This is a genomic window from Romboutsia sp. Marseille-P6047, from assembly GCF_900604535.1.
Taxonomy (GTDB): domain Bacteria; phylum Bacillota; class Clostridia; order Peptostreptococcales; family Peptostreptococcaceae; genus Romboutsia_E.
In genome coordinates, this window is sequence record NZ_UWOT01000011.1 from 65,013 (window position 1) to 90,198 (window position 25,186).

The 25,186-nt window shown below is 27.8% G+C and carries 20 protein-coding genes; 16 read left to right on the plus strand and 4 right to left on the minus strand.

The window, feature by feature from the left end; all coding sequences use genetic code 11:
- From purF to htpG, 8 genes are all read left to right on the plus strand, one after another.
- A complete protein-coding gene (gene purF / locus EIH23_RS11635) occupies window positions 1-1,371 on the plus strand; it encodes an amidophosphoribosyltransferase (RefSeq protein ID WP_122640455.1) in 1,371 nt (456 codons plus the stop codon).
- Window positions 1,365-2,393 carry a phosphoribosylformylglycinamidine cyclo-ligase gene (purM, locus tag EIH23_RS11640; RefSeq protein WP_122640456.1) on the plus strand — a complete coding sequence of 343 codons (1,029 nt, stop codon included), beginning with the start codon at window positions 1,365-1,367 and terminating at the stop codon, window positions 2,391-2,393. Before purF ends, purM begins: the two co-directional genes overlap by 7 nt.
- Window positions 2,387-2,980 (plus strand): phosphoribosylglycinamide formyltransferase, encoded by a 594-nt coding sequence (gene purN, locus EIH23_RS11645; protein WP_122640457.1) that lies wholly within the window; start codon window positions 2,387-2,389, stop codon window positions 2,978-2,980. The genes purM and purN overlap by 7 nt, the downstream gene beginning before the upstream one ends.
- Window positions 2,973-4,505 (plus strand): bifunctional phosphoribosylaminoimidazolecarboxamide formyltransferase/IMP cyclohydrolase, encoded by a 1,533-nt coding sequence (gene purH, locus EIH23_RS11650; protein WP_122640458.1) that lies wholly within the window; start codon window positions 2,973-2,975, stop codon window positions 4,503-4,505. Before purN ends, purH begins: the two co-directional genes overlap by 8 nt.
- 12 nt (window positions 4,506-4,517) lie before the next feature.
- Window positions 4,518-5,768 (plus strand): phosphoribosylamine--glycine ligase, encoded by a 1,251-nt coding sequence (purD, locus tag EIH23_RS11655; RefSeq protein WP_122640459.1) that lies wholly within the window; start codon window positions 4,518-4,520, stop codon window positions 5,766-5,768.
- A 28-nt stretch (window positions 5,769-5,796) separates the two neighbouring features.
- Window positions 5,797-9,663: a phosphoribosylformylglycinamidine synthase gene (locus tag EIH23_RS11660; protein ID WP_122640460.1), complete on the plus strand. Its 3,867-nt coding sequence runs from the start codon at window positions 5,797-5,799 to the stop codon at window positions 9,661-9,663.
- 151 nt (window positions 9,664-9,814) lie between these two features.
- Entirely contained in the window at window positions 9,815-10,249 is a 435-nt protein-coding gene (locus tag EIH23_RS11665) for an Hsp20/alpha crystallin family protein (protein WP_122640461.1), read from the plus strand.
- A gap of 146 nt (window positions 10,250-10,395) precedes the next feature.
- The gene (htpG, locus tag EIH23_RS11670; RefSeq protein WP_207734772.1) at window positions 10,396-12,300 is read left to right on the plus strand and encodes a molecular chaperone HtpG; all 1,905 of its coding nucleotides are present in this window, start codon (window positions 10,396-10,398) and stop codon (window positions 12,298-12,300) included.
- Between the two features lie 79 nt (window positions 12,301-12,379).
- Here htpG and EIH23_RS11675 read toward each other — a convergent pair whose 3' ends face one another.
- Complete coding sequence (locus tag EIH23_RS11675; RefSeq protein ID WP_122640463.1) at window positions 12,380-13,687, minus strand: conjugated bile salt MFS transporter; 1,308 nt, start codon at window positions 13,685-13,687, stop codon at window positions 12,380-12,382.
- 634 nt (window positions 13,688-14,321) lie between these two features.
- On the opposite strand from EIH23_RS11675, the gene EIH23_RS11680 reads away from it, so the two are divergent.
- From EIH23_RS11680 to EIH23_RS11690, 3 genes are all read left to right on the plus strand, one after another.
- Window positions 14,322-15,830 (plus strand): hypothetical protein, encoded by a 1,509-nt coding sequence (locus EIH23_RS11680; RefSeq protein WP_122640464.1) that lies wholly within the window; start codon window positions 14,322-14,324, stop codon window positions 15,828-15,830.
- 361 nt (window positions 15,831-16,191) lie between these two features.
- Window positions 16,192-17,526, plus strand: coding sequence for an alanine:cation symporter family protein (locus EIH23_RS11685; RefSeq protein WP_122640465.1), 1,335 nt, complete (start codon window positions 16,192-16,194; stop codon window positions 17,524-17,526).
- 163 nt (window positions 17,527-17,689) lie between these two features.
- Window positions 17,690-17,953, plus strand: coding sequence for a hypothetical protein (locus EIH23_RS11690; RefSeq protein ID WP_122640466.1), 264 nt, complete (start codon window positions 17,690-17,692; stop codon window positions 17,951-17,953).
- Between the two features lie 56 nt (window positions 17,954-18,009).
- Here EIH23_RS11690 and EIH23_RS11695 read toward each other — a convergent pair whose 3' ends face one another.
- Window positions 18,010-19,299 carry a conjugated bile salt MFS transporter gene (locus tag EIH23_RS11695; RefSeq protein ID WP_122640467.1) on the minus strand — a complete coding sequence of 430 codons (1,290 nt, stop codon included), beginning with the start codon at window positions 19,297-19,299 and terminating at the stop codon, window positions 18,010-18,012.
- 283 nt (window positions 19,300-19,582) lie between these two features.
- Here EIH23_RS11695 and EIH23_RS11700 point away from each other — a divergent pair, with 283 nt between their 5' ends.
- From EIH23_RS11700 to EIH23_RS11720, 5 genes are all read left to right on the plus strand, one after another.
- The gene (locus tag EIH23_RS11700) at window positions 19,583-21,115 is read left to right on the plus strand and encodes a hypothetical protein (RefSeq protein WP_122640468.1); all 1,533 of its coding nucleotides are present in this window, start codon (window positions 19,583-19,585) and stop codon (window positions 21,113-21,115) included.
- A 63-nt stretch (window positions 21,116-21,178) separates the two neighbouring features.
- Window positions 21,179-21,655, plus strand: coding sequence for a metallophosphoesterase family protein (locus tag EIH23_RS11705; protein ID WP_122640469.1), 477 nt, complete (start codon window positions 21,179-21,181; stop codon window positions 21,653-21,655).
- A gap of 38 nt (window positions 21,656-21,693) precedes the next feature.
- Entirely contained in the window at window positions 21,694-22,530 is an 837-nt protein-coding gene (locus EIH23_RS11710; RefSeq protein ID WP_122640470.1) for a DUF5685 family protein, read from the plus strand.
- Window positions 22,523-22,963, plus strand: a complete 441-nt coding sequence (locus tag EIH23_RS11715; RefSeq protein WP_122640471.1) for a hypothetical protein — start codon at window positions 22,523-22,525, stop codon at window positions 22,961-22,963. Before EIH23_RS11710 ends, EIH23_RS11715 begins: the two co-directional genes overlap by 8 nt.
- Before the next feature lie 9 nt (window positions 22,964-22,972).
- On the plus strand, window positions 22,973-23,485 hold the full coding sequence (locus EIH23_RS11720; RefSeq protein WP_122640472.1) for a hypothetical protein: 513 nt from the start codon (window positions 22,973-22,975) through the stop codon (window positions 23,483-23,485).
- A gap of 23 nt (window positions 23,486-23,508) precedes the next feature.
- Here the strand turns inward: EIH23_RS11720 and EIH23_RS11725 are convergent, their stop codons facing one another.
- Entirely contained in the window at window positions 23,509-24,276 is a 768-nt protein-coding gene (locus tag EIH23_RS11725; RefSeq protein ID WP_122640473.1) for a hypothetical protein, read from the minus strand.
- Window positions 24,277-24,323: 47 nt separating this feature from the next.
- The gene (locus tag EIH23_RS11730; protein ID WP_122640474.1) at window positions 24,324-25,052 is read right to left on the minus strand and encodes an HAD family hydrolase; all 729 of its coding nucleotides are present in this window, start codon (window positions 25,050-25,052) and stop codon (window positions 24,324-24,326) included.
- Between the last annotated feature and the right edge of the window lie 134 nt (window positions 25,053-25,186).

Below are 25,186 nucleotides of genomic sequence, written 5' to 3' on the forward strand. Positions count from 1 at the left end.
ATGTGTGGTGTTGTAGGTATTTATTCAAAAGATAAGGATATAGCTAAAGAACTATACTATTCTTTATATTCTATACAACATAGGGGTCAAGAAAGCTGTGGGATGGCTGTATTTGATGGAAGAGATATGAAGTATAAAAAAGATATGGGATTAGTTGGAGATGTATTTAAAGAAGGTGAGCTATCTAAGTTAAGTGGAAATATGGGAATAGGTCATGTTAGATACTCTACAGCTGGTGGAAGTACTTTAGCAAATTGTCAGCCATTAGTTGGTAGTTGTAGAAAAAGAACATTAGCATTAGCCCACAATGGAAACTTGGTAAATGCAAATTACTTAAGGGATATGTTAGAAGAAGATGGTTATATGTTTCAAGCAAACTCAGATACAGAAGTAATACTTTATATACTTGCTAGATACTATAAGGGAGATATAGTAGAAAGTTTAAAATTAACTATGGATTATATAAAAGGTGCATACTCTCTTGTAATAATGGGGGAAGATTCATTAGTAGGTGTAAGGGATCCTCATGGATTTAGACCTCTTATATTAGGCAAAAAAGGTAATGAATATATATTTGCATCAGAAAGTTGTGCTATAGATATACTTGGCGGAGAAGTCATAAGAGATGTAGAACCAGGAGAGATAGTAGTAATTAAAGATGGTGAACTTAAGACGTATCATTATTCAGAAAATTATAAATGTGTAAAAAGAAGTTGTATATTTGAACATATCTATTTTGCAAGAAATGATGCAACAATAGATAATGTAAATGTATATGAGTTTAGAGTTAAATGTGGGGAATTACTAGCTAAAGATGAAGCAATAAATGCGGATATAGTAGTTCCAGTTCCAGATTCGGGATGGGCAGGTGCCATAGGATATTCTAATGCAAGTGGACTTAAAGTAAGTGAAGGTCTTGTAAAAAATAGATATGTAGGAAGAACATTTATAAAACCTACACAAGAAGAAAGGGAAATATCAGTAAAAATAAAATTAAATCCTTTATCAAGTGTTGTAAAAGGAAAGTCAGTGGTACTAGTTGATGATTCTGTAGTAAGGGGAACAACATCCAAGCAAATAGTACAGTCACTTAGAGATGCAGGCGCAAGAGAAATTCACCTTAGAATAACGTCTCCTCCAGTATCTTACTCTTGTTACTATGGAATAGATACTCCAAATAGATCGAAATTAATAGCATCTAACCATAACATAGAAGAAATGAGAGCGTATATAGGATGTGACTCATTAAAGTTTTTAAGTATAGATTCGATGATAGAAGCAACAGAGAGTAAGTCTACTTTCTGTAAAGCATGTTTTGATGGAGATTACCCAGTTAAGAAAATCGATAAGGAGGAACTTTTATCATGTTAACTTACAAGCAATCAGGTGTTGATATAGATGAAGGAAATAGAGCAGTAGATCTTATTAAAAGAAAAATAAAAACAACTTATGATAACAATGTAATAGGTGATTTAGGAAATTTCAGTGGACTATATAGTTTAAAAGATTTCACTAACATGACTGAACCAGTGTTACTTTCGTCAACGGATGGAGTTGGAACAAAATTAAAGCTAGCTCAAATGATGGATAGACATAATACTGTAGGCATAGATCTAGTTGCAATGTGTGTAAATGATTTAATATGCCAAGGTGCAAGACCGTTATTTTTTTTAGACTACATCGCTACTGGAAAGTTAGTTGCAGAACAAGTGGAACAAATAGTTAGTGGTATAGTAGACGGATGTAAAATGGCAGGGTGTGCACTTGTTGGTGGAGAAACTGCTGAAATGCCTGGTATGTATAGTGAAGATGAATATGATTTAGCAGGATTTTCTGTTGGCATAGCAGATAGAGAGAATATAGTATCTGGTAAAGATGTAAAGTCTGGAGATACATTAATAGGAATATCATCAAGTGGTATACATAGTAATGGATTTTCATTTATAAGAAAAATATTTTTAGATACTTATGGATATAAGTTAGATCAATATATAGAAGAATTAGGGATGACTTTAGGAGAAGCATTATTAACACCTACGAAAATATATGTAAAATTAGTTCTAGATTTATTAAATAAATATGATATAAAAGCAATAGCACATATTACTGGTGGTGGAGTTATAGAAAATATAACTAGAGTTATACCAAAAGGGTTAGGTATAGATATACAAAAGAATTCTTGGGAAAAACCAGCAATATTTAAGATGATAGAAAACTTCAATTCTATAGATGAAATAGAGCTACATAAGAGCTTTAATATGGGGGTAGGATTAGTATTAATAGTTGATGATAGGAAATCAAAAGAAATAACTGAATACATAAATACTACTGAAGAAAAGGCCTATATTATAGGTAAAGTGGTAGATACTCATGAAGGAGTCAAGTTATGCTAAATATAGGTGTTTTAGTTTCGGGTGGAGGAACTAATTTACAAGTTATAATAAATGAAACTTTGGCTAGAAATATAAATGGAAAAGTTAAAGTAGTTATATCAAATAAAGAGAATGCCTATGGCTTAGAAAGAGCAAGACAAAATAATATAGAAGCAATTTTTGAAACTGATGAAGATAAAATAATCGAAACTTTAAAAGATCGTAATATAGACTTAGTAGTTTTAGCTGGATATTTAAAGATAATAAGTCCCAAATTTGTAAATGAATTTAAAAACAAAATGATAAATATACATCCATCGTTAATACCTTCATTTTGTGGTAAAGGATACTATGGACAAAAAGTTCATCAAGGTGTGCTTGATTATGGTGTTAAAGTAACTGGAGCAACAGTGCACTTTGTTGATGAAGGAGCAGATACAGGCCCAATAATTATGCAAGAAACTGTAGATGTAAGAGATGATGATGATGTAGACTCTTTAGCTAAAAGAGTGCTGCACGTAGAACATAAGATATTAAAGAAGAGTATTAGTCTTTTTTGTGAAAATAAATTAAGTATTCAGGGTAGGAGAGTGTTTATAAATGAGTAAAAGAGCATTGATAAGTGTAACAGACAAAACTAGAGTAGTTGAATTTGCAAAGGAACTAAATAATCTTGGATATGAAGTTATATCTACAGGAAATACATTTAAGATGTTAGAAAAAAACGGAGTTAAAGCTATTCAAATAGATGAAGTTACTAAATTTCCAGAAATGTTAGATGGAAGAGTTAAGACTTTAAATCCACACATACATGGAGGAATACTTTATAAAAGAGATGATAAAAATCATGTAAAAACTGTGAAAGAGCATAAAATAGGATCTATAGATTTAGTAGTAGTAAATTTATATGATTTTGAAGGTACTTTAAAGGCAGGAAAATCTCATGAAGAAATGATAGAAAACATAGATATCGGTGGACCATCTATGATACGTTCTGCTGCTAAAAATTATAAAGATGTAACAGTTATAGTAGATATAAATGATTATGATATAGTAATTGAAAAGTTAAAAAATGATAATTTAACTTTAGAAGATAGAAAAAGATTATCATATAAAGCATTCTCAACTACAGCTAGGTATGATGCACTTATATCAAGCTATTTTGCAGGCGAAGTTAAAGATAGTTATCCTGAAGTATTAAATTTAACATTTCAAAAAGAACAAACATTAAGATATGGAGAAAATCCACATCAAAATGGAGTACTATACTCACAGCCAAACGCTAAAAATCCAATATTAAATTATGAACAATTAAATGGAAAAGAACTTTCTTTCAATAATATAAATGACTTACATGGTTGTTTAGAAGTAATGAGAGAATTTAAAGATAATGATGAAGTAGTTTCAGTAGCTATAAAACATACTAATCCATGTGGCGTTGGTTTAGGACAGAACTCTTTAGAAGCATATACAAAGTGTTATGAAGCTGATACAGTTTCAATATTTGGTGGAATAGTTGGAATAACTTCTACAGTAGATGAAGTTACAGCTAAAAAGTTAAGTGAAATATTCTTAGAAATAGTAGCAGCTTATGATTTTACACCACAAGCTTTAGAAATACTTAAGAAAAAGAAGAACTTAAGAGTTTTAAAATTATCTAAGATAGAAACTAGTTTACAGCCATATGAAATGAAATACTTAGATGGAAAATTATTAATACAAGATAAAAATAATTCCTTAGCAGATAAATATGAAACTGTAACGGTAGTTGAACCAACTAAAGAACAGTTAGAAGATATGGAATTTGGTATGAAGGTTGTTAAAAATATGAAATCAAATGCTATAGCTATAGTTAAAGATGGTAAAACATTAGCTTTAGGATGTGGTCAAACTTCAAGAATATGGGCTTTAAAAAATGCCTTAGAAAACAACCGTGATAAAGACTTTAATGGAGCTATACTTGCTTCAGATGCATTCTTCCCATTTGATGATTGTGTAACATTAGCAAATGAATATGGAATAAAAGCAGTTGTTCAACCAGGTGGTTCAATGAAAGACCAAGATTCTATAGATGCTTGTAATAAATATGAAATGACAATGGTGTTTACAGGAGTAAGACATTTCAAACACTAGGGGGTAAATTTTATGAAGGTATTAGTTATTGGTGGTGGCGGTAGAGAGCATGCCATCTGTTGGAAATTAAGTAAAGAAGAAAACGTAGAAGTAATATTTTGTGCACCAGGAAACGCTGGAATTGAAAGTGTAGCAAAGTGCATAAGTATTGGTGATAGTGATATAGATGAACTGGTAAGTTTTGCAAAAGAAAATAAAATAGACTTAACAATAGTGGGGCCTGAGGTTCCACTTGTTAAGGGGATAGTTGATGAATTTGAGAAAGAAAATTTAAGAATTTTTGGACCAAATAAAAGTTGTGCTAGATTAGAAGGTAGTAAGGCTTTCTCTAAAGACTTTATGATAAGACATAACATACCTACTGCAAAGTACAAAGAATATACGAACTTAGATGAAGCTATAAGTGAAGTAGACAACTTTGGATATCCAGTAGTAATAAAAGCTGATGGTTTAGCTGCAGGAAAAGGTGTAGTAATACCGACAAATAGAGAAGATGCAATATATACATTAAAAGAAATGATGACAAATAAGAAATTTGGAGATGCAGGAAATAAAATAGTTATAGAAGAGTTTCTAAGTGGAATAGAAACATCTATATTAGCATTTGTAGATAACAATATTATAGTTCCTATGGTAAGTGCAAAAGACCATAAGAAAGTATATGACAATGAAGAAGGACCTAATACAGGAGGTATGGGAACTTTTTCTCCAAGTGAAGTGTATACAGATGAATTAGCCAAAAGCATAAAAACAAATGTATTAGATGCTACATTAGAGGGATTTAAAAAAGATAAATTAAATTACAAAGGAATATTATTTGTAGGTTTAATGATTACAGAAGATGGACCCAAAGTATTAGAATATAATACTAGATTTGGGGATCCTGAAACTCAATCGATTTTATTTAGATTAGATACGGATTTAAATAAAATAATGAATGCAATAATAGACAATAAACTAAGTGATATAGAAATAAATTATAAAGATGAAGAATCAGTTTGTGTAATGCTTACATCTATAGGGTACCCTGATTCTTATGAAAAAGGAAAGATAATAACTGGACTTGAGAATCTAGATAAAGATATAGTTGTTTTCCATAGTGGAACTAAGATGGATAATGGAAACTTGCTTACAAATGGTGGAAGAGTAATTGGATTAACAGCAAAAGCAGCTTCAGTAAAGGATGCAGCAGAAAAGGTATATGAAAACATTAAGAAAATAAGCTTTGAAGGTATGCATTATAGAACTGATATAGGAGTTTAGAATTTTCTAAAAATATGGGGGGAAAGGCATGTTAAATACTGAAAATGTCAAAAGAATATTAGTTGAGAAAAGACAAGGCTTTGACCTTGAAGCTAAAGCTTTAAAGAAAGATTTAGTAGAAAATTTACATATAGATACTATAGAAGATATAAGAGTATTAAATAGATACGATATAGAAGGTATATCTGGCGAAGCTTACAGTAATGCGGTAATAAGTATATTTTCTGAGCCCAATTTAGATGTAATTTATCATGAAGAAATATCGAATTTAAATAAATATGATAAAAGAATATTTGCAATAGAATATTTACCAGGACAGTATGATCAAAGAGGTGACTGGGCATCACAATGTATACAAGTAGTTAATAATGGAGTTAGACCTATTATAAATACAGCTAAGGTTTATATACTAAGTGGTAATATAACAGATGAGCAATTTAATAAAATAAAAAGATATTGTATAAATCCTGTAGATAGTAGAGAAGCTAGTTTAAATAAACCAGAAACATTAAAAAAGGAAACCGAAATACCTACTTCAGTAGAAATATTAAATGGATTTATAGATTTAAGTTATGAAGGGTTACAAGATTTCTTAGAGGGAAGAGGTCTTGCTATGACAATACTTGATTTAGAACATATCCAAAAATATTTTAAAGACACGGAAAAGAGAAATCCAACTATAACAGAAATAAAAGTATTAGATACTTATTGGTCGGATCATTGTAGGCATACTACTTTTATGACGGAAATAGAAGATGTTCAAATAGAAGAAGGTAAATATACAGATATAGTTAAAGAAGCTTATGAAATGTATATTAATTCAAGAGAAAAAGTATATATAGATAGAAAAAAAGATATATGCTTAATGGATATAGCAACAATAGCTATGAAAGAATTAAGAAAAGATGGTAAGTTAGAAGATTTAGATGTAAGTGAAGAAATAAATGCATGTAGTATAAATGTTGATGTTGAAATAGAAGGTAAGATTGAAAAGTATTTAGTAATGTTTAAAAATGAAACTCACAATCATCCAACTGAAATTGAACCATTTGGTGGAGCTGCTACTTGTTTAGGTGGAGCTATAAGGGATCCATTATCAGGAAGAAGTTATGTATATCAAGCTATGCGTGTAACTGGAAGTGCCGATCCTAGAACGTCTTTAGAAGATACATTATCAGGCAAATTAATGCAAAGGAAAATAACTACTGAAGCAGCTCATGGATATAGTTCATATGGTAACCAAATAGGATTAACCACAGGTCAAGTTGCTGAAGTATATGATGAAGATTTCGTAGCAAAGAGAATGGAAATAGGTGCGGTTATAGCAGCAGTACCTAAAGAAAATGTAGTTAGAGAAAGACCAATATCAGGAGATGTAATAATACTTCTTGGTGGAAAAACAGGAAGAGATGGATGTGGAGGAGCTACTGGTTCATCTAAAGAACATAGTGAAGAATCAATACTTAATTGTAGTGCTGAAGTTCAAAAAGGTGATGCTCCTAATGAAAGAAAAATACAAAGATTCTTTAGAAATAAAGAAGTTGCACAAATGATAAAAAGATGTAATGACTTTGGAGCGGGTGGAGTTTGTGTTGCTATAGGTGAAATAGCAGATAGTTTAGATATAAACTTAGATTTAGTTCCTAAAAAGTATGATGGACTTGATGGAACTGAACTTGCAATATCAGAATCTCAAGAACGTATGGCGGTTGCTATAAATAAAGAAAATAAAGATAAATTTATAGCTTTAGCTAAAGAAGAAAATTTAGAAGCTACTCATGTTGCTACAGTAACAGATACAGGTTATTTAAGAATGTTTTGGAATAAAAAGGCTATAGTAGATATTAATAGAGAATTCTTAGATACAAATGGTGTGAAACAAACTACTAAGGTTCATGTTAGTAAAGTAAATGAAGAGAAAACTTTTTTTAATTCAAGTTCATATAAAAATGATAGTGAATACTCATCGACTGATGGAGTTTGTATATTTTCAGAAGGTTTATCAGATATAGCTCTAGCTAAAGAAGTTTCATTAAAAGATAAATTTATAGAAACATTATCAGATTTAAATGTTTGCTCACAAAAAGGATTAGTAGAAAAGTTTGATAATACAATAGGAAGCAATACTGTACTTATGCCGTTTGGTGGTAGGTACCAAAGTACTCCAGCTCAAGGGATGGTTGCGAAAATTCCTGTACTTAAAGGGGAGACGAATACCTCTACAATAATGACATATGGATATAATCCTAAGATAGGTAAATGGAGTCCATTCCATGGAGCGTTATATGCAGTTGTTGAATCTGTGTGTAAACTTGTTGCTATTGGGGGTAATTATAAAACAACAAGACTTACTTTACAAGAGTATTTTGAAAAGCTTGGGGATAATCCAACTAAGTGGGGTAAACCATTCTCTGCTTTACTTGGTGCATTCTATGCTCAAAATAAACTTGAAATACCTGCAATAGGTGGTAAAGATAGTATGTCAGGAACATTTAAAGATATAGAGGTTCCTCCAACGTTAGTTTCTTTTGCTGTGGATACTGTAGATGCAAAAGTAGTAGTATCCCCAGAATTTAAGAAGGCTAATTCAAAAGTTGTAATGTTATGCACAGAAAGATTAGAAAATGGAGTTGTTAACTTTGATGAATTAAAGAAAAATCTAGAGAAATTAAGAGAACTTATACACAAAAAACAGGTTTTATCAACATATGCATTAGGATTTGCAGGCGTAGGTGAAGCTATAAGTAAGATGGCATTTGGCAATAAAATAGGATTTAAATTTAATGAAGAATCTAGTAATTTATATGAAGAAACGGATAAACTATTTGAAGCAAGTTATGGAAATATAGTTCTTGAACTAGCTAGTAATGATTTAAGTATACTAGATGGATATAACTATATAGTATTAGGTAATACAATTGAAAAAGAAAGTATAGTTATAGCAGATGAAGACATATTATTAGACGAACTATATAAAGCGCATTGTGATACTTTAGAGCCAATATTCCCAACTAAATCTATAGAAATTAAAGATAAGATAGAAACTATAAACTTTGTATCAGGTGGAGAAGCTAAAAAATCATCTATAAGTATTGTATCTCCTAAGGTATTTATACCAACATTCCCTGGAACAAACTGCGAGTATGATTTATCTAAAGCATTTGAAAAAGCAGGAGCTAATGTAAGTATAAAAGTATTTAAAAACTTAACTTATAAAGATATAGAAGAATCTATAGATACAATAGTTAAAGAAATAAAATCTTCACAAATGATTATGCTACCAGGAGGATTTAGTGCAGGAGATGAACCTGATGGTTCTGCTAAATTTATAGCTACAGTATTTAGAAATGAAAGGGTAGCAGAAGCTGTAAATGAATTTTTAACTAAGCAAGATGGGTTAATGCTAGGTATTTGTAATGGATTCCAGGCTCTTATAAAGCTTGGATTAGTGCCATATGGTGAAATAAGAAAGCCAAGTGTCGATGCACCAACACTTACTTATAATAATATAGGAAGACATCAAGCTAAGATGGTTCAAACTAGAATAGCTTCTAATAAGTCACCTTGGCTAGCTAATACATCTGTAGGTGATATACATAGTATACCTATATCTCATGGAGAAGGTAAATTTGTTGCTAATGAAGAAACTATGAGAACTTTAATAGAAAATGGACAAATAGCCACTCAATATGTAGACTTTAATGGAAATGCAACTTATGATATAGATTTTAATCCAAATGGATCTTTCTATGGAGTTGAAGGTATAACTAGTGTAGATGGAAGAATATTAGGTAAAATGGGTCACTCTGAGAGAATTGGAAATCAAGTATGTAAGAATATATTAGGTGAAAAAGACCAAATGATATTTGAATCAGGTGTGAAATACTTTAAATAAAAAAAATAAGGAGTGCAAAATGGCATTCCTTATTTTTTTATTTAAAAAAGAATTATATATAAAATAAAAGTTTTATATAATTTATTAGCACTCATCGGTTGACAGTGCTAATAAAAAGAGTATAATAATAATTGTAAGGAAGGTGATATATATGAAATTAGTACCTAGAAGAAATATAGGAAATTTATTTAATGATAGTTTTTTTGATGAGTTATTTGAAAATGAGTTTTTTAAACCAGTTAATTATCAAAAAATGATGAAAACTGATATTCAGGAGCAAGGTGATAATTACATTATAGACATGGACTTACCAGGATTTAAAAAAGAAGATATAAAAATATCTTTAGACAATGGGTATTTAATAGTTAGTGCATTTAAGAGTGAATCTAATGAGGAAAATAATGCAGAAAGAAACTATATTCATAGAGAAAGATATACAGGACAATGTTCTCGTAGTTTTTATGTTGGGGACAGTGTAAAAGAAGAAGATATAAAAGCTGGTTACAATAATGGAATTTTACAACTAATAGTTCCAAAATTAAATATAAAACAAAATGAACCTAAAAAATATATATCTATAGATTAATATAATAGATTGGATTTAAAATTTAAAGTATAGTTAGAAAATTTATAGGATATCAGAGTTAAGGATAGAATATATAAATTAAGTATAGTTTATATATTTTATCTTTAACTATAGATAGACTATAAATTTTTAATTTTATAAATAAAATGACATTATTAAAAGGAGGGGTACTAGTGTCAGTACAAAAAGGTAGTATTTCAATACATACAGAAAATATTTTCCCTATAATAAAAAAATGGTTATACTCTGATAAGGATATATTCATAAGGGAACTTATAAGTAATGGATGTGATGCAGTAAATAAATATAAGAGGTTAGTTTCACTAGGAGAAGCTAATGATAATGGGGATAGCAAATACAAGATAACCGTATCAATAAATCAAAACGATGGAACTTTATGTTTTACTGATAATGGTATAGGTATGACAGCTGAAGAGGTTGAAAAATATATAAATCAAGTTGCATTCTCTGGTGCAGAAGATTTCTTTAATAAGTATAAGGATAAGATAGAAGAATCTAATGATATAATAGGCCATTTTGGACTAGGATTTTATTCTTCGTTCATGGTATCTAAAAAAGTACAAATAGATACAATGTCTTATATAGAAAATGCACAACCGGTTAGATGGGTATCAGAAGATGGGCTTGAGTATGAAATATCTAAATCTGATACTAGAACAGAAAGAGGAACAAGTATAACTCTATATTTAGATGATGATAGTAAAGAGTTTTTAAATGAATATGAAGTAAGAGAAATTATAGAAAAATATTGTTCATTCTTACCTGTTGAAATTTATTTAGAAGCTTCTGATGATAAAAATGATGAGGGAAGTAATGATGAATTTGAAAAAAAACCTTTAAATGATATTAATCCTCTATGGTTAAAATCACCTAAGGATTGTACAGATGAAGAGTATAAAGAATTTTACAGAAAGGTATTTAATTCTTTTGAAGAGCCCTTATTTTGGATACATTTAAATGTGGATTATCCATTCAACTTAAAGGGGATACTGTATTTCCCTAAATTAAATAATGAATTTGAATTAGTTGAAGGAAAAGTAAAACTTTATAATAATCAAGTATTTGTAGCAGATAATATAAAAGAAGTTATACCAGAGTTTTTATTATTACTTAAAGGTGTAATAGATTGTCCAGACTTACCTTTAAATGTATCTAGAAGTTTCTTACAAAATGATAGAGATGTTACTAAGATATCTAAACATATAGTTAAGAAGGTGGCTGATAAACTAAAATCTCTATTTAAAAATGAAAGGGATGAATATAATAAGTTCTGGGATGATATACAAGTATTTATAAAATTTGGATGTTTAAAGGATGAATCTTTCTATGAAAAGATAAAAGATTATATCTTATTTAAAGATATAGAAGGAAATTACATGACATTAAATGATTATAAGGAATCTTCAAAAGAAAGTCATGAAAATAAAGTATTTTATATAAGTGATCAGAAGCAACAATCTCAATATATAAAATTGTTCAAAGAATATGGATTAAACGCAGTTGTGTTGGATTCCAGTATAGATAACCATTTTATTTCTTTTATGGAGTATAAAGAAGCAGGCACTAGCTTTAATAGAATAGACTCAGATATATCTGAAGTATTAAAAAATAAAGACGAATCTAATATGAAAGAAGAAGATAAAAATATATTAAAAGATATATTTAAGAGTATATCTGAAAATAAAATAAAAAATTACTCTGTTGAAAGCTTAAAAAATGAAGAAATACCAGCTATAGTATTGGTATCAGAACATACCAGAAGAATGATGGAAATGCAATCTAGGTTTGTAGGTATGGATTTAGGTATGAATCTCCAAGAAGAAAAAACTCTTGTTATAAATGAAAAGAATCCTATAATACAAAAGATATTATCATTAAAAGGCAATGAAGATAAGAAAGAAAGTATAGATTTAATATGTAATCAAATAATAGACTTAGCATTATTATCAAATAAGGAATTAAAACCAGAAGAATTAGAAGAATTTATACAGAGAAGTAATAAGTTAATGAGTATTGTAATTTCTTTATAGTAATAATTATATAGGAAATCAAAATGCTGTTAATAAACCTAACTTTATATTTGGTTTATTAACAGCATTTTTTATATTATTAAGATATTCTTTTTGTTTCAGTCACATTATTTTCTTTGTTTACTCTTAATATAGTTGAGCATGCACTTATTAAACCGATATAAGCGATTATTGCATAAACTATGGTAGATATCCAACCTGCATTCCAACCAAATCTATCTAGAATTATTCCGAATATAGGCGAACCTATAGCGAATCCTAAGGCAAAGAATACTTGTATCAATCCTAGTATAGTACCATAATCTCTATCACCGAATAATACTCCAGTCATATATGAAGGGCCCATAATATATGAGAACATTGAGATACCTAACCCAGCAGCAAATATATATGCAAGTTCATTTATATTAGGAACAAATATTAAACAAATACCACATGTAACAACTAAAATACCTGCAAGACCAAATGATTTAGATAGTCCTAATTTATCAAATAATACTCCTCCGAATAGATTACCGAATATTGAGAAAAAGCCAAATAAAGATGCAATCATAGCAGCAGGCATTCTAAGTTGACCAGAAGCTTCTAGATTTTGAAAGAAGGCTATAAATTGAAGTACCATACCACTTACATAGAATCCTACAAATATAAATGATATACCAATTATCCAAAACTGAGCCATTTTAGTTACTTCTGATACTTTATAACCCCAAGGTATATGATTTATGGCATGTTCTTCTCCTTTTTTCTTTTTAGGTATATTAGCAGCTAATTCAGCATCAGATTTCGGCATTCTTATAAGGAATATTGAAATTAGTAATGATGTAATTAAAGCTATCATACCAAATCTTAAATAAGCTCCCCTATATCCTATGTTTGGATCAGATAACCATTTTCCTGCTAACACTTGAAGGAATATATTACCTATACCACCTCCGGAAAATGCAATACCCATAGCAAGGCCTTTATTAACTTTGAACCAAGAGTTAATAAGCGTTGGAACTCCTATAGCTGATACTATTGCAAGCCCTACTTGAACCAATGCAGCTATTGCATAATATGCAAATAAATTATTACCTGCAAATGAATATAACATAAATCCTCCACCAAGTAGTATAGAACCAACTATATATAATACTTTCGCATTAACTTTAGTGAATAATTTTCCTATAAAAGGAGAACAAATAGCAGATGCTATAGTACCTATAGTAAATATTAATGAAAATGCAGCAAAGCTAAAACCTTCTCCTTTCACAACATAATTTGTAAATGCAGGTGGTAGGTTAGCGCCTACTCCAAAGGGAATGATTTGTATAAGTAAGCATGCTATAACGATTATCCATCCATAAAAAAATTGATTTTCTTTTTTGTTATTAGATGCATTCATAATATAAGTTTCCTCCTTAAATTAAACAATATATATTACTTGGAAGTTAAAATAGTACCTAGTAAGAAAGTTTTAAAAATAAATTATTTCAATATAAGTTTATCTTTTACAATAATTATTAAAAAATGTATGTTAGTCTAAAATAAGTAGAAAATATATTTATAAATAATTAAAATGAATAATTTAATTTGATATTAGAGGTGTGTTGAATAAAGGATTTTAATTTAACAATATAAAAATAGGTATCAAGAGAAACAACTATGTAAATAGTTGTCTTTGTTAAATATAAATTTAATACACTTTATTTGCAGTATTGAATTTCGAAATTAAAATTATGTTATAATTTGTCGGCGAACAATACATAACACTATATTTTAATCTATTACGAAAATTTATTATTAAAGTTAAAAATATACTTAAAAATATATTACATTATAAACATAACATATAAGGATATACACCAACAAATGAAATAAAATGATGAAACTTGAAATAAAAAGATTCAATTTTATTAAATAAATGATAAAAAACTAAAAATACGACTATTTTCGATAAAATAGATATCATAACATTGTGTACATAATATGGGTATGATATTATAAAAATGTGCATTTTACAAAAAGGAGGGTTAGAAATGATTGAAAGAGAATTTGGTAAATTAATTGAGAAATTAATTTATTTTTCGGGACAAAAGAATTACTCTCTAGCTATGGAATTAGGATATGATGTATCTTATATCAGTAAGTGGATTAATTCAACTATGTTACCAGCTGCTAAGAATATAAAAAATATAAGTAAAATTACAGCTGATTTTATAGTAAAATCTTCAAGTGAGTCATCACTACGTGATATAAGTGATTATTTTGAAATAAATACTACAGAAAATGAAAATAAAAGTGAAATTTTGAAAAAAACGATAGAAGAAAAGTTAAGTGAATCTTATTTATATAGTTACAATAAAAATAATAAAAAAACATTAAAAAAAGATATTAGAAAAAATAATAGTATACAAACAATAAATCCTACACTTAGAAAAAAATATTTAGATGATGAGATAATAAGTTTTATAGAAGAAGCGGGGCTTTCAGATATGACAGTACTTTGTAATTTATTTTCTTTAAATAGAGAAGATAAGGTGCATCTTGCAGGAATAAGAAATGGTGAAAATAATAAGTCTAGTAATCATAAAGAGTTAGTGAAAATGAAGTACTTGATAAGTTTTGATTCTGATAATGATATTAAAGAAATAATATTTGATGTGATGTTGTTCATAAATATGGTTACATCAAGGGGGAGGATTAATGCTGAATTATATAGTTGTGACTTTCCATCAAATATATTTATGTCAGCAGTAAAAAATAAATGTGCTCATACAGCTATTTACAACAATCATAAGTGTATAACAACGATAACATCTACAGATGATGATGTAGTTGATGAAATGTACCATACTTTAGAAGAGATGATAAGCACTCAAAGTAGACATATGTTTAGAAAAAAAACACCAGAAGAGATAATTATAAGCCAACGCTATATGAATTACATCATGGATCAAGATTTAAGGTGGTTAGTTGGATCAGTAACTGAGTTGTTTATGCCATCAGATTTATTTTTAGAAATTGGTAAAAATATTTTTGGAGATGAGAAAGAAGCGTTAATTAAGCTAAAAAAAATAGATACAATACTACAAAATGTAACATATAATTCTAAATTAAATATTATCATGTATGAATCAGTGTTTAGAACATATGTATCTAGTGGAAATATGACATTTTTCAATAAGCCTATAAATTTAAGTTTAGAACAAAGACAGCGTCATTTAAGTCATATGAAAAAACTGTTAGAAGAAAAAGATAATATAAATCTTAAGGTTATTGAGAACTCTGTATTGGATGATTTTAAAAATGAAGAAAAACCATCAATGTATTTATCAAAAAATATGTCATTTTTAAAAGAAAACCCCAATGAAGATAGTGAAAACTACTTAATTATAAATGATAAAAAATTAGATGAAATATTAAAAATATTCTTTGATAAAATTTGGAAAGAGAGAATAAATGATAATGAAAAGCATGAAAGTAAAATGCTAGTATCCGAATCCTTGAGATATATAGAAATCTTAAATGATAATTTGAAATTTTAAAATAAAATTTGCATATGTTTAGAATTATATATAAATAGGTAGAAAAAATAAAAAATAATTTATTGAAAAATAAAAAAATAAAAAATAAATGATAAATACTTGACAATTATTATTAGATATTGATATTATTGATTTATAATTGGCGAATAATACATAACAAGATATATTTTTTAGTTAAATCTAAAAGGAAAACTTTTTTAGTTTTTAAGCAATATAATTTAAAAATTTATTGCTTTTATTTAATATGGATTTAATTAAAATAATGTATCTTTTTTTTATTGATATTTTTATATTATTAAGGTTAAAATATCCTAAAAGCGTAGAAATTATAAAAATTTATATTTAAGAAGGAGAAAAACGCATGTTACATCAATTAGAAACTATCATAACAGGTATTTCTGATGCGGTTTGGCCAGTATTCTTACCATTCATGTTAATTGTTGGCGCATTTACATCAATAAGAACAATAGGCATGATACAAAAGAAAGCTACTAAGCCAGCTGGATTAAAATTTAAAAACATAATAGGACCTGCATCTATATCATTAGGTGCAATGATAGGTACTGGAGCTATAATAGGGGTTCTTGGTGCTTTATCTAAATTCTCTGCTTCAGGAGAAGTAAACGTAGAAGCTATGGCTATATGGGCTTTATTAGGAGCTTGTATAATGGTACCAGTTTCTTATTCTGAAACATTAAACTCAAAAATAATGGGTAAAAGTCCAAAGGAATATATAGGAGATTTAATACATCCTTCATTAGGTATGGTTTACGCTGTATGTTTTGTGGCGTTAGCAGTATTTGGGTTTGGTGGATTCCAATTCTCAGGTATAGATTCAGTTGCTAAGTTAGTAACAAGTGAATTTATGGGAATGAATCTTACTTTACTTCAAAGATATATGTTTATAGTTGTACCAGTAATAGCAGTAGTTGCTGTATTAGTATTATCTAAGAAACATGAAATATTTATGAATGCCATGACTTATATGATAGGTACAGCTGTTGCAGGGTATTTTATATTCTTCACATTATTCGTTATTAAAACTGGAAACTATATACCAACTTACTTTGCTCATATTATAGAAGGTATGACAAATCCAGTTAATGGATTTAGTGGTATAATGTTAGGATTTGTATTAGGTATGCAAAAAGTACTACAAACTGCAGAAACTGGTCTTGGGGCATTAGCTATGGCAGCTCAAGAAGCTGACACTCAACCAAGAGAAGCAGCTATGATATCTTTAATACCAACAGTAGTAACTGTAGTAGTTTCTATAGTAGTTACTTCTTATATAGCATCTTACGGTATAAATGCTGGATTAATAACATTCCAAGGTGGAGCTGCTGAAAGACTAGCAGAGTATTTCTTCACAGCTAAAGATGTAACTGGAATGTTTGGACTAGTAGTATTATGTGCATTTACAGTATTATCTGCATTAACTACTATATTAGGTTCTTACTACTATATGACAAAATTATTTAAGAAAAACCATATAAACAAGAATATAGCTATATACTTACTTTTAATAATAGCTGCTGGTACTTTAGCAGTATTTGGAGCTAACGTTGTGTTTGAAGCAGTTGACTTATTACTATTCGTGCTTTGTGGAATAAATGTTACTGCATTAGCTATATTCACAGTTAAAGAGTGGAAAAAATATCAATTAGCTGGAAATAATGATAAAAAAGCAGCTTAATAAAAAATAAATCAATAAAATTTTTATACAATTAGGAGTATATATTTATAATTTAAGAATTATAAATATATACTCCTTTTATGAATATTATATTTTAGGATATAAAAACTCACTTATGAATAGATATTAATAAGCTTATGAATTTTATTATGGGGTGAAAAATATGAAAATGAAATCTAAAAGTATAAAAAGTAAAAAAGCAAATGAAAATAATATACCGAATATGATTGCCTTTGGATTTATAAGAGCTTTCCTTACAGAAAAAAACTATAGTGATTTGAGAGAAGAGTATTTTATTGGAGATTTAAGTAAGGCTCAAGTAAATCAAGTTATGAGTGATATTAAATGGTTGTTTAAGAATTATAAAGGTTTAAATGTTATGACTATTGAGGATGTAGATGGAAATTTGAGTAAATTTATATTATAGCGTAAATTTACATATAATAAAAAGGTGAGCTCATTTTAGCTCACCTTTTTATTATATTAAGCAGCGTTTATATTCGCGTTATTTTTTTGTTTTTGTTTGTTTAATTTAGTCATACCGATAGTTGCCATTATTAATAATGTGTAAGCTATAGCTACAGCACCTAATACTAATGTCCAAGACATATCATATCCAAGATTTTCTGCTAAAATTCCGAATACTGCAGACCCTGCAGATATACCAACTGCAAATAGTAATTGAACTATACCTAATATGCTACCATATTCTTTATTTCCAAAGAATGAACCTGTTAAGTAAGCTGGTCCTATCATATAAATGAATATAGCTAGTCCTTTTGTAGCTGAGAATAAGTGTGCAAATATTATGCTATGTTTAGCAAATAATAAGAATATTCCTGATAGTAATACTAATACTGTAGAGAATATTAGACATTTTAATGCACCTAACTTGTCAAATAAAGAACCACCAATTATATTTCCAGCTAATGAACATATTGCAAATATAGAACCTGTAAGACCTACGACTGTTGAGTTAAAGTTTAATTCACCTTGGAAGTATGCAGCATATTGAACTGAATAAGCTGAAACATATAATCCTACAAATGTGAATCCAAAACAAAGCATCCAGAAGTACTTAGTTTTTACAGCTTCTTTTAAAGTATATCCTGAAGATACAGAATTTGTATTACTTTTATTAGTATCATAATTTTTAGATCTAACTACCTCGCTAGAATCCTTAGGCATTCTTATTAAGAATAATGATATTAGTAAACCTACTACTAAAGCTAGTATACCAAGTGTTAAGTAAGCAACAGCATAACCTTGTGCAGCTATTAATTTTGAAGTGAATGGTTGTAGGAAAAAGTTACCTATAGATCCACCTGCAAATGCGATTCCTAAAGCTTTACCTTTAGTAGCTTCATCGAACCATGAACTTATTAAAAGTGGTATACCTATACCAGATATCATAGCAGAACCTATTTGAGCTACTCCATAAAGTATATAGAAATGCCAAATTTGTGTTGCAATAGAGAATGCAGTGAATCCTAAGCCAGCTATGATTGCTCCAAATATATATATTGTTTTAGTATTTACTTTTGTAAATAAAGAACCTATAAATGGTCCAGCAACCGCTGATACTATTGTTCCTATTGAAAACATTAGAGAGAATGCTACTAGTGAAAATCCTCTAGCATTTATAACTGGATATATAAATAAAGATTGCGTGTTAGCGATAATACCTGCTGGAACAGCTTGTATAAACATACATGCAATTACGATTATCCACCCAGCGGTTAGTTTACTTTTCTTACTGTTTAAATTATTCATTTAATTTCTCCTTTTGATTTTATAACTTGTATTATAACGTTTTCATTTTGTTTTTTAAGTAAAGTTTACTTGATGCGAAATCTTTAACATAATACTAACACTGAAATTTTAGACATTCTATCGAAAAATGACGAATTTTGAGGAAAAAAGGCAAAAAAATGATTAAAATTGAATCAATTTAAATCAATAAAAGGGAGAAAATAATTATAGTTATGATGATATAATTAAAGTTCAAAGGTATATAGCCAAAAGAATTAAAAAATAAATTCTAGGAGGTTTGGATTTGAATAGTATTACATTTGGAAGTATTTTAGAAAATTTATTATATATATCAAATCAAAAGAAGAGCGCTTTGGCAAATACATTAGGTTATGATATATCTTATATAAATAAGTGGATATCATCAAAGAATTTACCGAGCTCTAAGAGAATAAATGAAATATGTAAAGACATTGCGCTTTTCATAGTTGATTCCTTAAATAATTCTACATATGAAAATCTTGTAAATTATTTTGAAATTGATGAAAAAAGCGATAAGGAATATATAATACGATATATAGAAAAAACATTAAAAAATGCATATATGGATGAGGCTAGAGGTATGAGTGATAAAGGTGTTCAAAATATACCTAAAAATACTCACTCAGAAGAATTTTATAATAGTTTATCTAGTGTTGAAGCAACTATTGTTCAAAAAGAGTTTACTAATGAAATTTTTTCATTGATAAATAAAGGGGAAAATCTAGATATGATTTTATCTTTTAATTTATTTGATTTAACCTATAAAGATAAAGTTTCCCTAGGGAATGTGAAGAAATCATTCTATGAAATTAGTAGAAATACAAATACTAAAATAACAATTCTCATGGGTCTTGAAGATAAACGAAAAAATAAGGAGCAAAAAATACTAAACACATTAATAGGTATAAATTTTATATCAACTTATCCAGCACTTGATTTCGAAGTTTATAACTGTAATATTAATCCTAACTCTACAATATCAGTAATAAAAGATAAGTTTTTGATAAATACAACTCATTACCCAGATGGACAATGTTTATTAAGTACGTACTCAAAGGATAAGAATTTAATAGAAGATGTGTACTATAGTCTAGTACGTGCTCAAAAACAAAAAGGTAAGTCTTTATGCGAAAAAAAGACTCCTTTATCAATGATAGAAGATCAAACATATCTTCAATATATAATGAATAACGATTTAAGATGTATATTGGGTTCTATAAATGAGTTCTTTATGCCATCGGATTTATTTATGGAAGTGGCAGAGAGAACATTTGTGGAAAATAAAAATATACTAAATGAACTAAATAAAATAAATATCTTTCTTCAAAATGCAACATATAAGTCTAAATTAAAAGTACTTATATACGAGGCAGAACTAAGAAAGTATCTGTCATCAGGATGTTTACACTTTTTTAATACGCCTGTAACATTGACTTTTAAAGAAAGACAAAGACATGTGGAATATATAGAAAAAATAATTATGGAATCAGAAGATGTAGAGATAAGAATGATTGATGGTAACTTTATAGATGAATTTAGAAATAATGATAATCCATCGCTTTATCTATCTAAAAGTTTAAAAATGACTAAAATGCATCCTATTTCTGGGAAAAATTACTATTCTATTATTTGTGATAATAAGTTTAAAGAAATGTGCGATGAATTATTTGATGATATATGGAATAGCAAAATTGATGTAGTTATTGATGATAAAGAAGGTATTCATGAAAGAATATCTAAATCAATAAGATACGCAAGAATAATGAGTGAAAATTTAACTGAAAATAGTAATTAAAATATATTAAGAGTTATCTTTACTTTGTTTTGAAGATATCTCTTTTTTTATAGGAGTGGTAGTATGATTATAGGTATAATATCAGACACACATGGATTACTAAGACAAGAAGTATTACAAGAATTAAACAATTGTGAATTAATAATTCATGCTGGTGATGTTGGAAAAAATGATATAATAAACTCATTACAACAAATTTGTAGAACTGAGTTTGTATATGGGAATATAGATAAGGATAATGATACGTCTGGAAAAGTAATAAATATAAATAAATTAAAAATATATTTAATTCATAATATTAAAGATATAAAAGAACCTTTAAATAAAAAAGATATAGATATTATTGTATATGGTCATTCTCATAGGAGTAAAATATATATAGAAGAGGGGATTTTATATATAAATCCTGGTTCGGTAGGACCTAAAAGATTTAAGCTAGAGCCTACGATGGCAAAACTATATATTAAGGAGAATATTATTAAAGAAAATATTTTTGAATTTGAAGGATATAAAGTAGAAATTATAAAACTTAGAGATTAGTTTGAAATTTTAAATTCATCATCTAGAAAGGAATAAATATGTTTGGTTATGTAAAAATAAATAAAATGGATTTAACTTTTAGAGAATACGAGCATTATAGAGGATATTATTGTGGCTTATGTAAATACTTAAAAAATAACCATGGAGAAATATCTAGATTAACACTAAATTATGATATAACATTTTTGATTTTAGTACTAACATCATTATACAGACCTAAGCCAATTATTATAGAAGAAGGATGTATAACTAATCCTTTTAAAAAGAAAAAGAAAATAATAAATGAAGTTACAGAATATGCAGCTAGTATGAATGTATTATTAGCGTATTATAAGTTAGAAGATAATGTAAATGATGAAAAAAGAATAAAAGATATAATTGCATACAATGCATATAAAAGTAAGCTTAAATTTGCACATGAAAAATATCCTGATAAAGCTGAGTTTATAAAATCTCAATTAGAAGAATTAAATAGGTTAGAGAATGAAAAAAATATAAATATAGATATGGTATCGAATACATTCGGAAACCTTATGGGAGAAATATTTGTATATAAAAATGATGAATATGAACAACAGCTTAGAAATATAGGATTTAATATAGGGAAATACATATATTTATTAGATGCATATGAGGATTTAGATAAAGATTATGAAAAAGGTAGATACAATCCATTTATAGAATATATAGATAAAAAAGAAGAGCTAAAGACAAGGGTTGATAAGTTAATAAGTATATCATTAGGACTCTTAGCCCAAAATATAGACTCTTTAAACTTAAGAGTTAATAGAAATATAATAGATAATATAGTGTATTCTGGAGTTTATTTAAGGTATAAAAATATATTGGATAAAGGATGTGAAGGTAATGTATAACAATATTTATAATGATACTTTTTTAAAGGCAAGAAAATTGATAGATAATAAAGAGTTTAAAGCTGCATATGATTTTTTACAAACTGTGAGTAATAAATGTAGTGAATGGTATTATTTATCTGGAATATCAGCTATGAATATAGGTTATTATGAACAAGGTGAAGATTATATAAAAAGAGCTAAATTTATGGAACCAGATAATGAGGAATATAAAAATGCTGTAAGCAGATTTAGTAGGTATAGAGATGATTATAATTATAGGGCATATAATTATAATAGAAGAAGACATAATGATTTGGATGGGTGCTGCTGTTGTTGTTGCGATGATTGTTGCTGTTGTTTAGGTGATGATTGTTGTGAAGATTGTATGAAACTGTGGTGCTTGGATTCATGTTGTGAATGCTTTGGAGGAGACTTAGTAAGTTGTTTTTAGGAGGGATATATGAGTAAAAAAATAGCATATGGAGGAATATTACTATCTTTAAATGCTATCTTATTAATGCTTATAAATGTCATACCTATAAATACTGTATTTCTTTTAGGGTTAGCATCGCTTCCAATATCTATAATTATAATGGAATGGGGATTATCGACTGGAATTATATTTTATATATCTTCAGCTATTTTAGGTTTTATTGTAATTAATAGTAAAGTTCAATGGTTAATATACATTTTTACATTTGGAATATATGGTTTAGTAAAGTATATTATAGAAAGTGATAGGCATATAATTGTAGAATATTTGCTTAAATTAATATTTGCGAATACTTCAGTACTGATTTTATATTTTATAATTAAGCAATTTGTTTATATACCCATAAATGTTATAACTATATGTGCATTTGAATTAGTGTTTATACTATATGACTACATATATTCTGAATTTATAGATTATTATCATATAAAAATTAAAAAAATAATTAAAATAAATAAAGGTACACATCATAATGATTAATCGTTATGATGTGTATCTTTTTATTATAAATTAAAATGATCTATTTGATATTGATTAAGCTCATTGTCACAATTAGAACAATGATAAGATGTTTTTGAGTTTATAAACTTATTTAAGTTTTTATCATAACTCATTTTAACTTTATCAATAATACCTGTGTATGTTAAATCTAATCCACATTTAGAACAATTTTGAACGGTGCAAAGACTTTCTAGTAATTTTGGACTAGCAGTACTTATAATATTTTTACAGTTACTGCAAATAATAGTATCAAGTGTATTTTTAGAAGTTGAAACTAATTTATTTAGTTGACTTGAATATTTATATGTAGTCTCTTCTGAAGAAATATATCCTGTATCTAAAATATTAGTGTTACAATGAGAACATATAAATTTAGGAGCATAAGAACTTTTATCAGTATTATTAGTTTCAATTTCATTTGATGAGCTTTCTGAACTTGAGAAATTATCAATATTATTAGTTAGAAAGTTATAAATTTCAATATTATTATTCTGTTTAGCTATACTTATTAAGTGTTCTCTTATTGACTTGAAAGCTTTGTTTTTAGATGGTGAATCTAAATTTATTAGATTGTTATTTACAGCATGTTTAACTATTGATAGATACTTATATTTAGTAGCAAAGAAAAGGACCATTTCGTCAAATTTATTTTCCCCCATCTTATCAGAAAAATCAATCCATAGATCAGGAGACTCTAAATATAAGTTTTTACTTAAACTATCTATATCCTCATTTAATTTTTCTGGAGTAATTGTATTTTTTATGTTCAAATATTTCTACCTCCTTAATAAATAAAAAGGAATGAGTAATCTCATCCCTATATTTCTAACATATCAACATCTGCTTTTAAAGAATAAACAATATCTTTTCTTTCTACTATTATTTTAGTAATATCACGTAACACTTTATCATTAGATAAATGAGTTAGTAATTCTTTAGTAGGGTTTATAGCAATTGGATTGCCAACTCTTCTTAACATGTTTATATCACCGTTAGTATCACCATAAGCGTAAGATTTTTCTAAATCAATGTTATATTTTTTTATAAAATTATCTATAGCTGTATTTTTACTTACAGAATCCCACATTGGAATGACTGTCCCGCTAAAAAATCCGTTTTCAAAAACATAATCACTTCCTATAAAATCAGTAGCATCATATTTATTTGCCATTTTTTCAACTAAAAAGTTAGGGCTACCAGATATAAATATAACCTTATGACCTTGCTCTAAATGCCATTGTATTCTTGAACGTGTATATTTATATACTCTATCAGATTTTAGTTTTATAACTTGATCACTAGTAAAATCAATACAAGTTTTATCTAGACCTATTAAAGAGTCTACATATAAATCACAAATCTCTTCTAAGTAATCATCATAGTTACCTTGTCTTTTATCCCAGTCCATGAAAGTATCTCTTGCATGCTCAAACCAAGCCTTCTGATCTATAATATCGTACCTTATTAGTTTCTTAAAATGTTCAACCATAAGGGAGTCTCTATAAAGAGTTCCGTCTATATCAAAAAAAGCTGCTATATTGTTCATTAACATCACCTCGATTAACCATTTACTTTATTATATTATAAAATATGCTATTGTTGTAAAACTATAGATAATAAATTAAAAATATTTTACATTTATTATGGTAAACTAGTATTTATAGTAAAATGTTTTATTAA

Excerpts from the sequence above, each read along its gene's own strand:
- purF (WP_122640455.1), top strand. The coding sequence starts at position 1 with ATGTGTGGTGTTGTAGGTATTTATTCAAAAGATAAGGATATAGCTAAA.
- purM (WP_122640456.1), top strand. The coding sequence starts at position 1,365 with ATGTTAACTTACAAGCAATCAGGTGTTGATATAGATGAAGGAAATAGA.
- purN (WP_122640457.1), top strand. The coding sequence starts at position 2,387 with ATGCTAAATATAGGTGTTTTAGTTTCGGGTGGAGGAACTAATTTACAA.
- purH (WP_122640458.1), top strand. The coding sequence starts at position 2,973 with ATGAGTAAAAGAGCATTGATAAGTGTAACAGACAAAACTAGAGTAGTT.
- purD (WP_122640459.1), top strand. The coding sequence starts at position 4,518 with ATGAAGGTATTAGTTATTGGTGGTGGCGGTAGAGAGCATGCCATCTGT.
- EIH23_RS11660 (WP_122640460.1), top strand. The coding sequence starts at position 5,797 with ATGTTAAATACTGAAAATGTCAAAAGAATATTAGTTGAGAAAAGACAA.
- EIH23_RS11665 (WP_122640461.1), top strand. The coding sequence starts at position 9,815 with ATGAAATTAGTACCTAGAAGAAATATAGGAAATTTATTTAATGATAGT.
- htpG (WP_207734772.1), top strand. The coding sequence starts at position 10,396 with ATGACATTATTAAAAGGAGGGGTACTAGTGTCAGTACAAAAAGGTAGT.
- EIH23_RS11675 (WP_122640463.1), bottom strand. The coding sequence starts at position 13,687 with ATGAATGCATCTAATAACAAAAAAGAAAATCAATTTTTTTATGGATGG.
- EIH23_RS11680 (WP_122640464.1), top strand. The coding sequence starts at position 14,322 with ATGATTGAAAGAGAATTTGGTAAATTAATTGAGAAATTAATTTATTTT.
- EIH23_RS11685 (WP_122640465.1), top strand. The coding sequence starts at position 16,192 with ATGTTACATCAATTAGAAACTATCATAACAGGTATTTCTGATGCGGTT.
- EIH23_RS11690 (WP_122640466.1), top strand. The coding sequence starts at position 17,690 with ATGAAAATGAAATCTAAAAGTATAAAAAGTAAAAAAGCAAATGAAAAT.
- EIH23_RS11695 (WP_122640467.1), bottom strand. The coding sequence starts at position 19,299 with ATGAATAATTTAAACAGTAAGAAAAGTAAACTAACCGCTGGGTGGATA.
- EIH23_RS11705 (WP_122640469.1), top strand. The coding sequence starts at position 21,179 with ATGATTATAGGTATAATATCAGACACACATGGATTACTAAGACAAGAA.
- EIH23_RS11710 (WP_122640470.1), top strand. The coding sequence starts at position 21,694 with ATGTTTGGTTATGTAAAAATAAATAAAATGGATTTAACTTTTAGAGAA.
- EIH23_RS11715 (WP_122640471.1), top strand. The coding sequence starts at position 22,523 with ATGTATAACAATATTTATAATGATACTTTTTTAAAGGCAAGAAAATTG.
- EIH23_RS11720 (WP_122640472.1), top strand. The coding sequence starts at position 22,973 with ATGAGTAAAAAAATAGCATATGGAGGAATATTACTATCTTTAAATGCT.
- EIH23_RS11730 (WP_122640474.1), bottom strand. The coding sequence starts at position 25,052 with ATGAACAATATAGCAGCTTTTTTTGATATAGACGGAACTCTTTATAGA.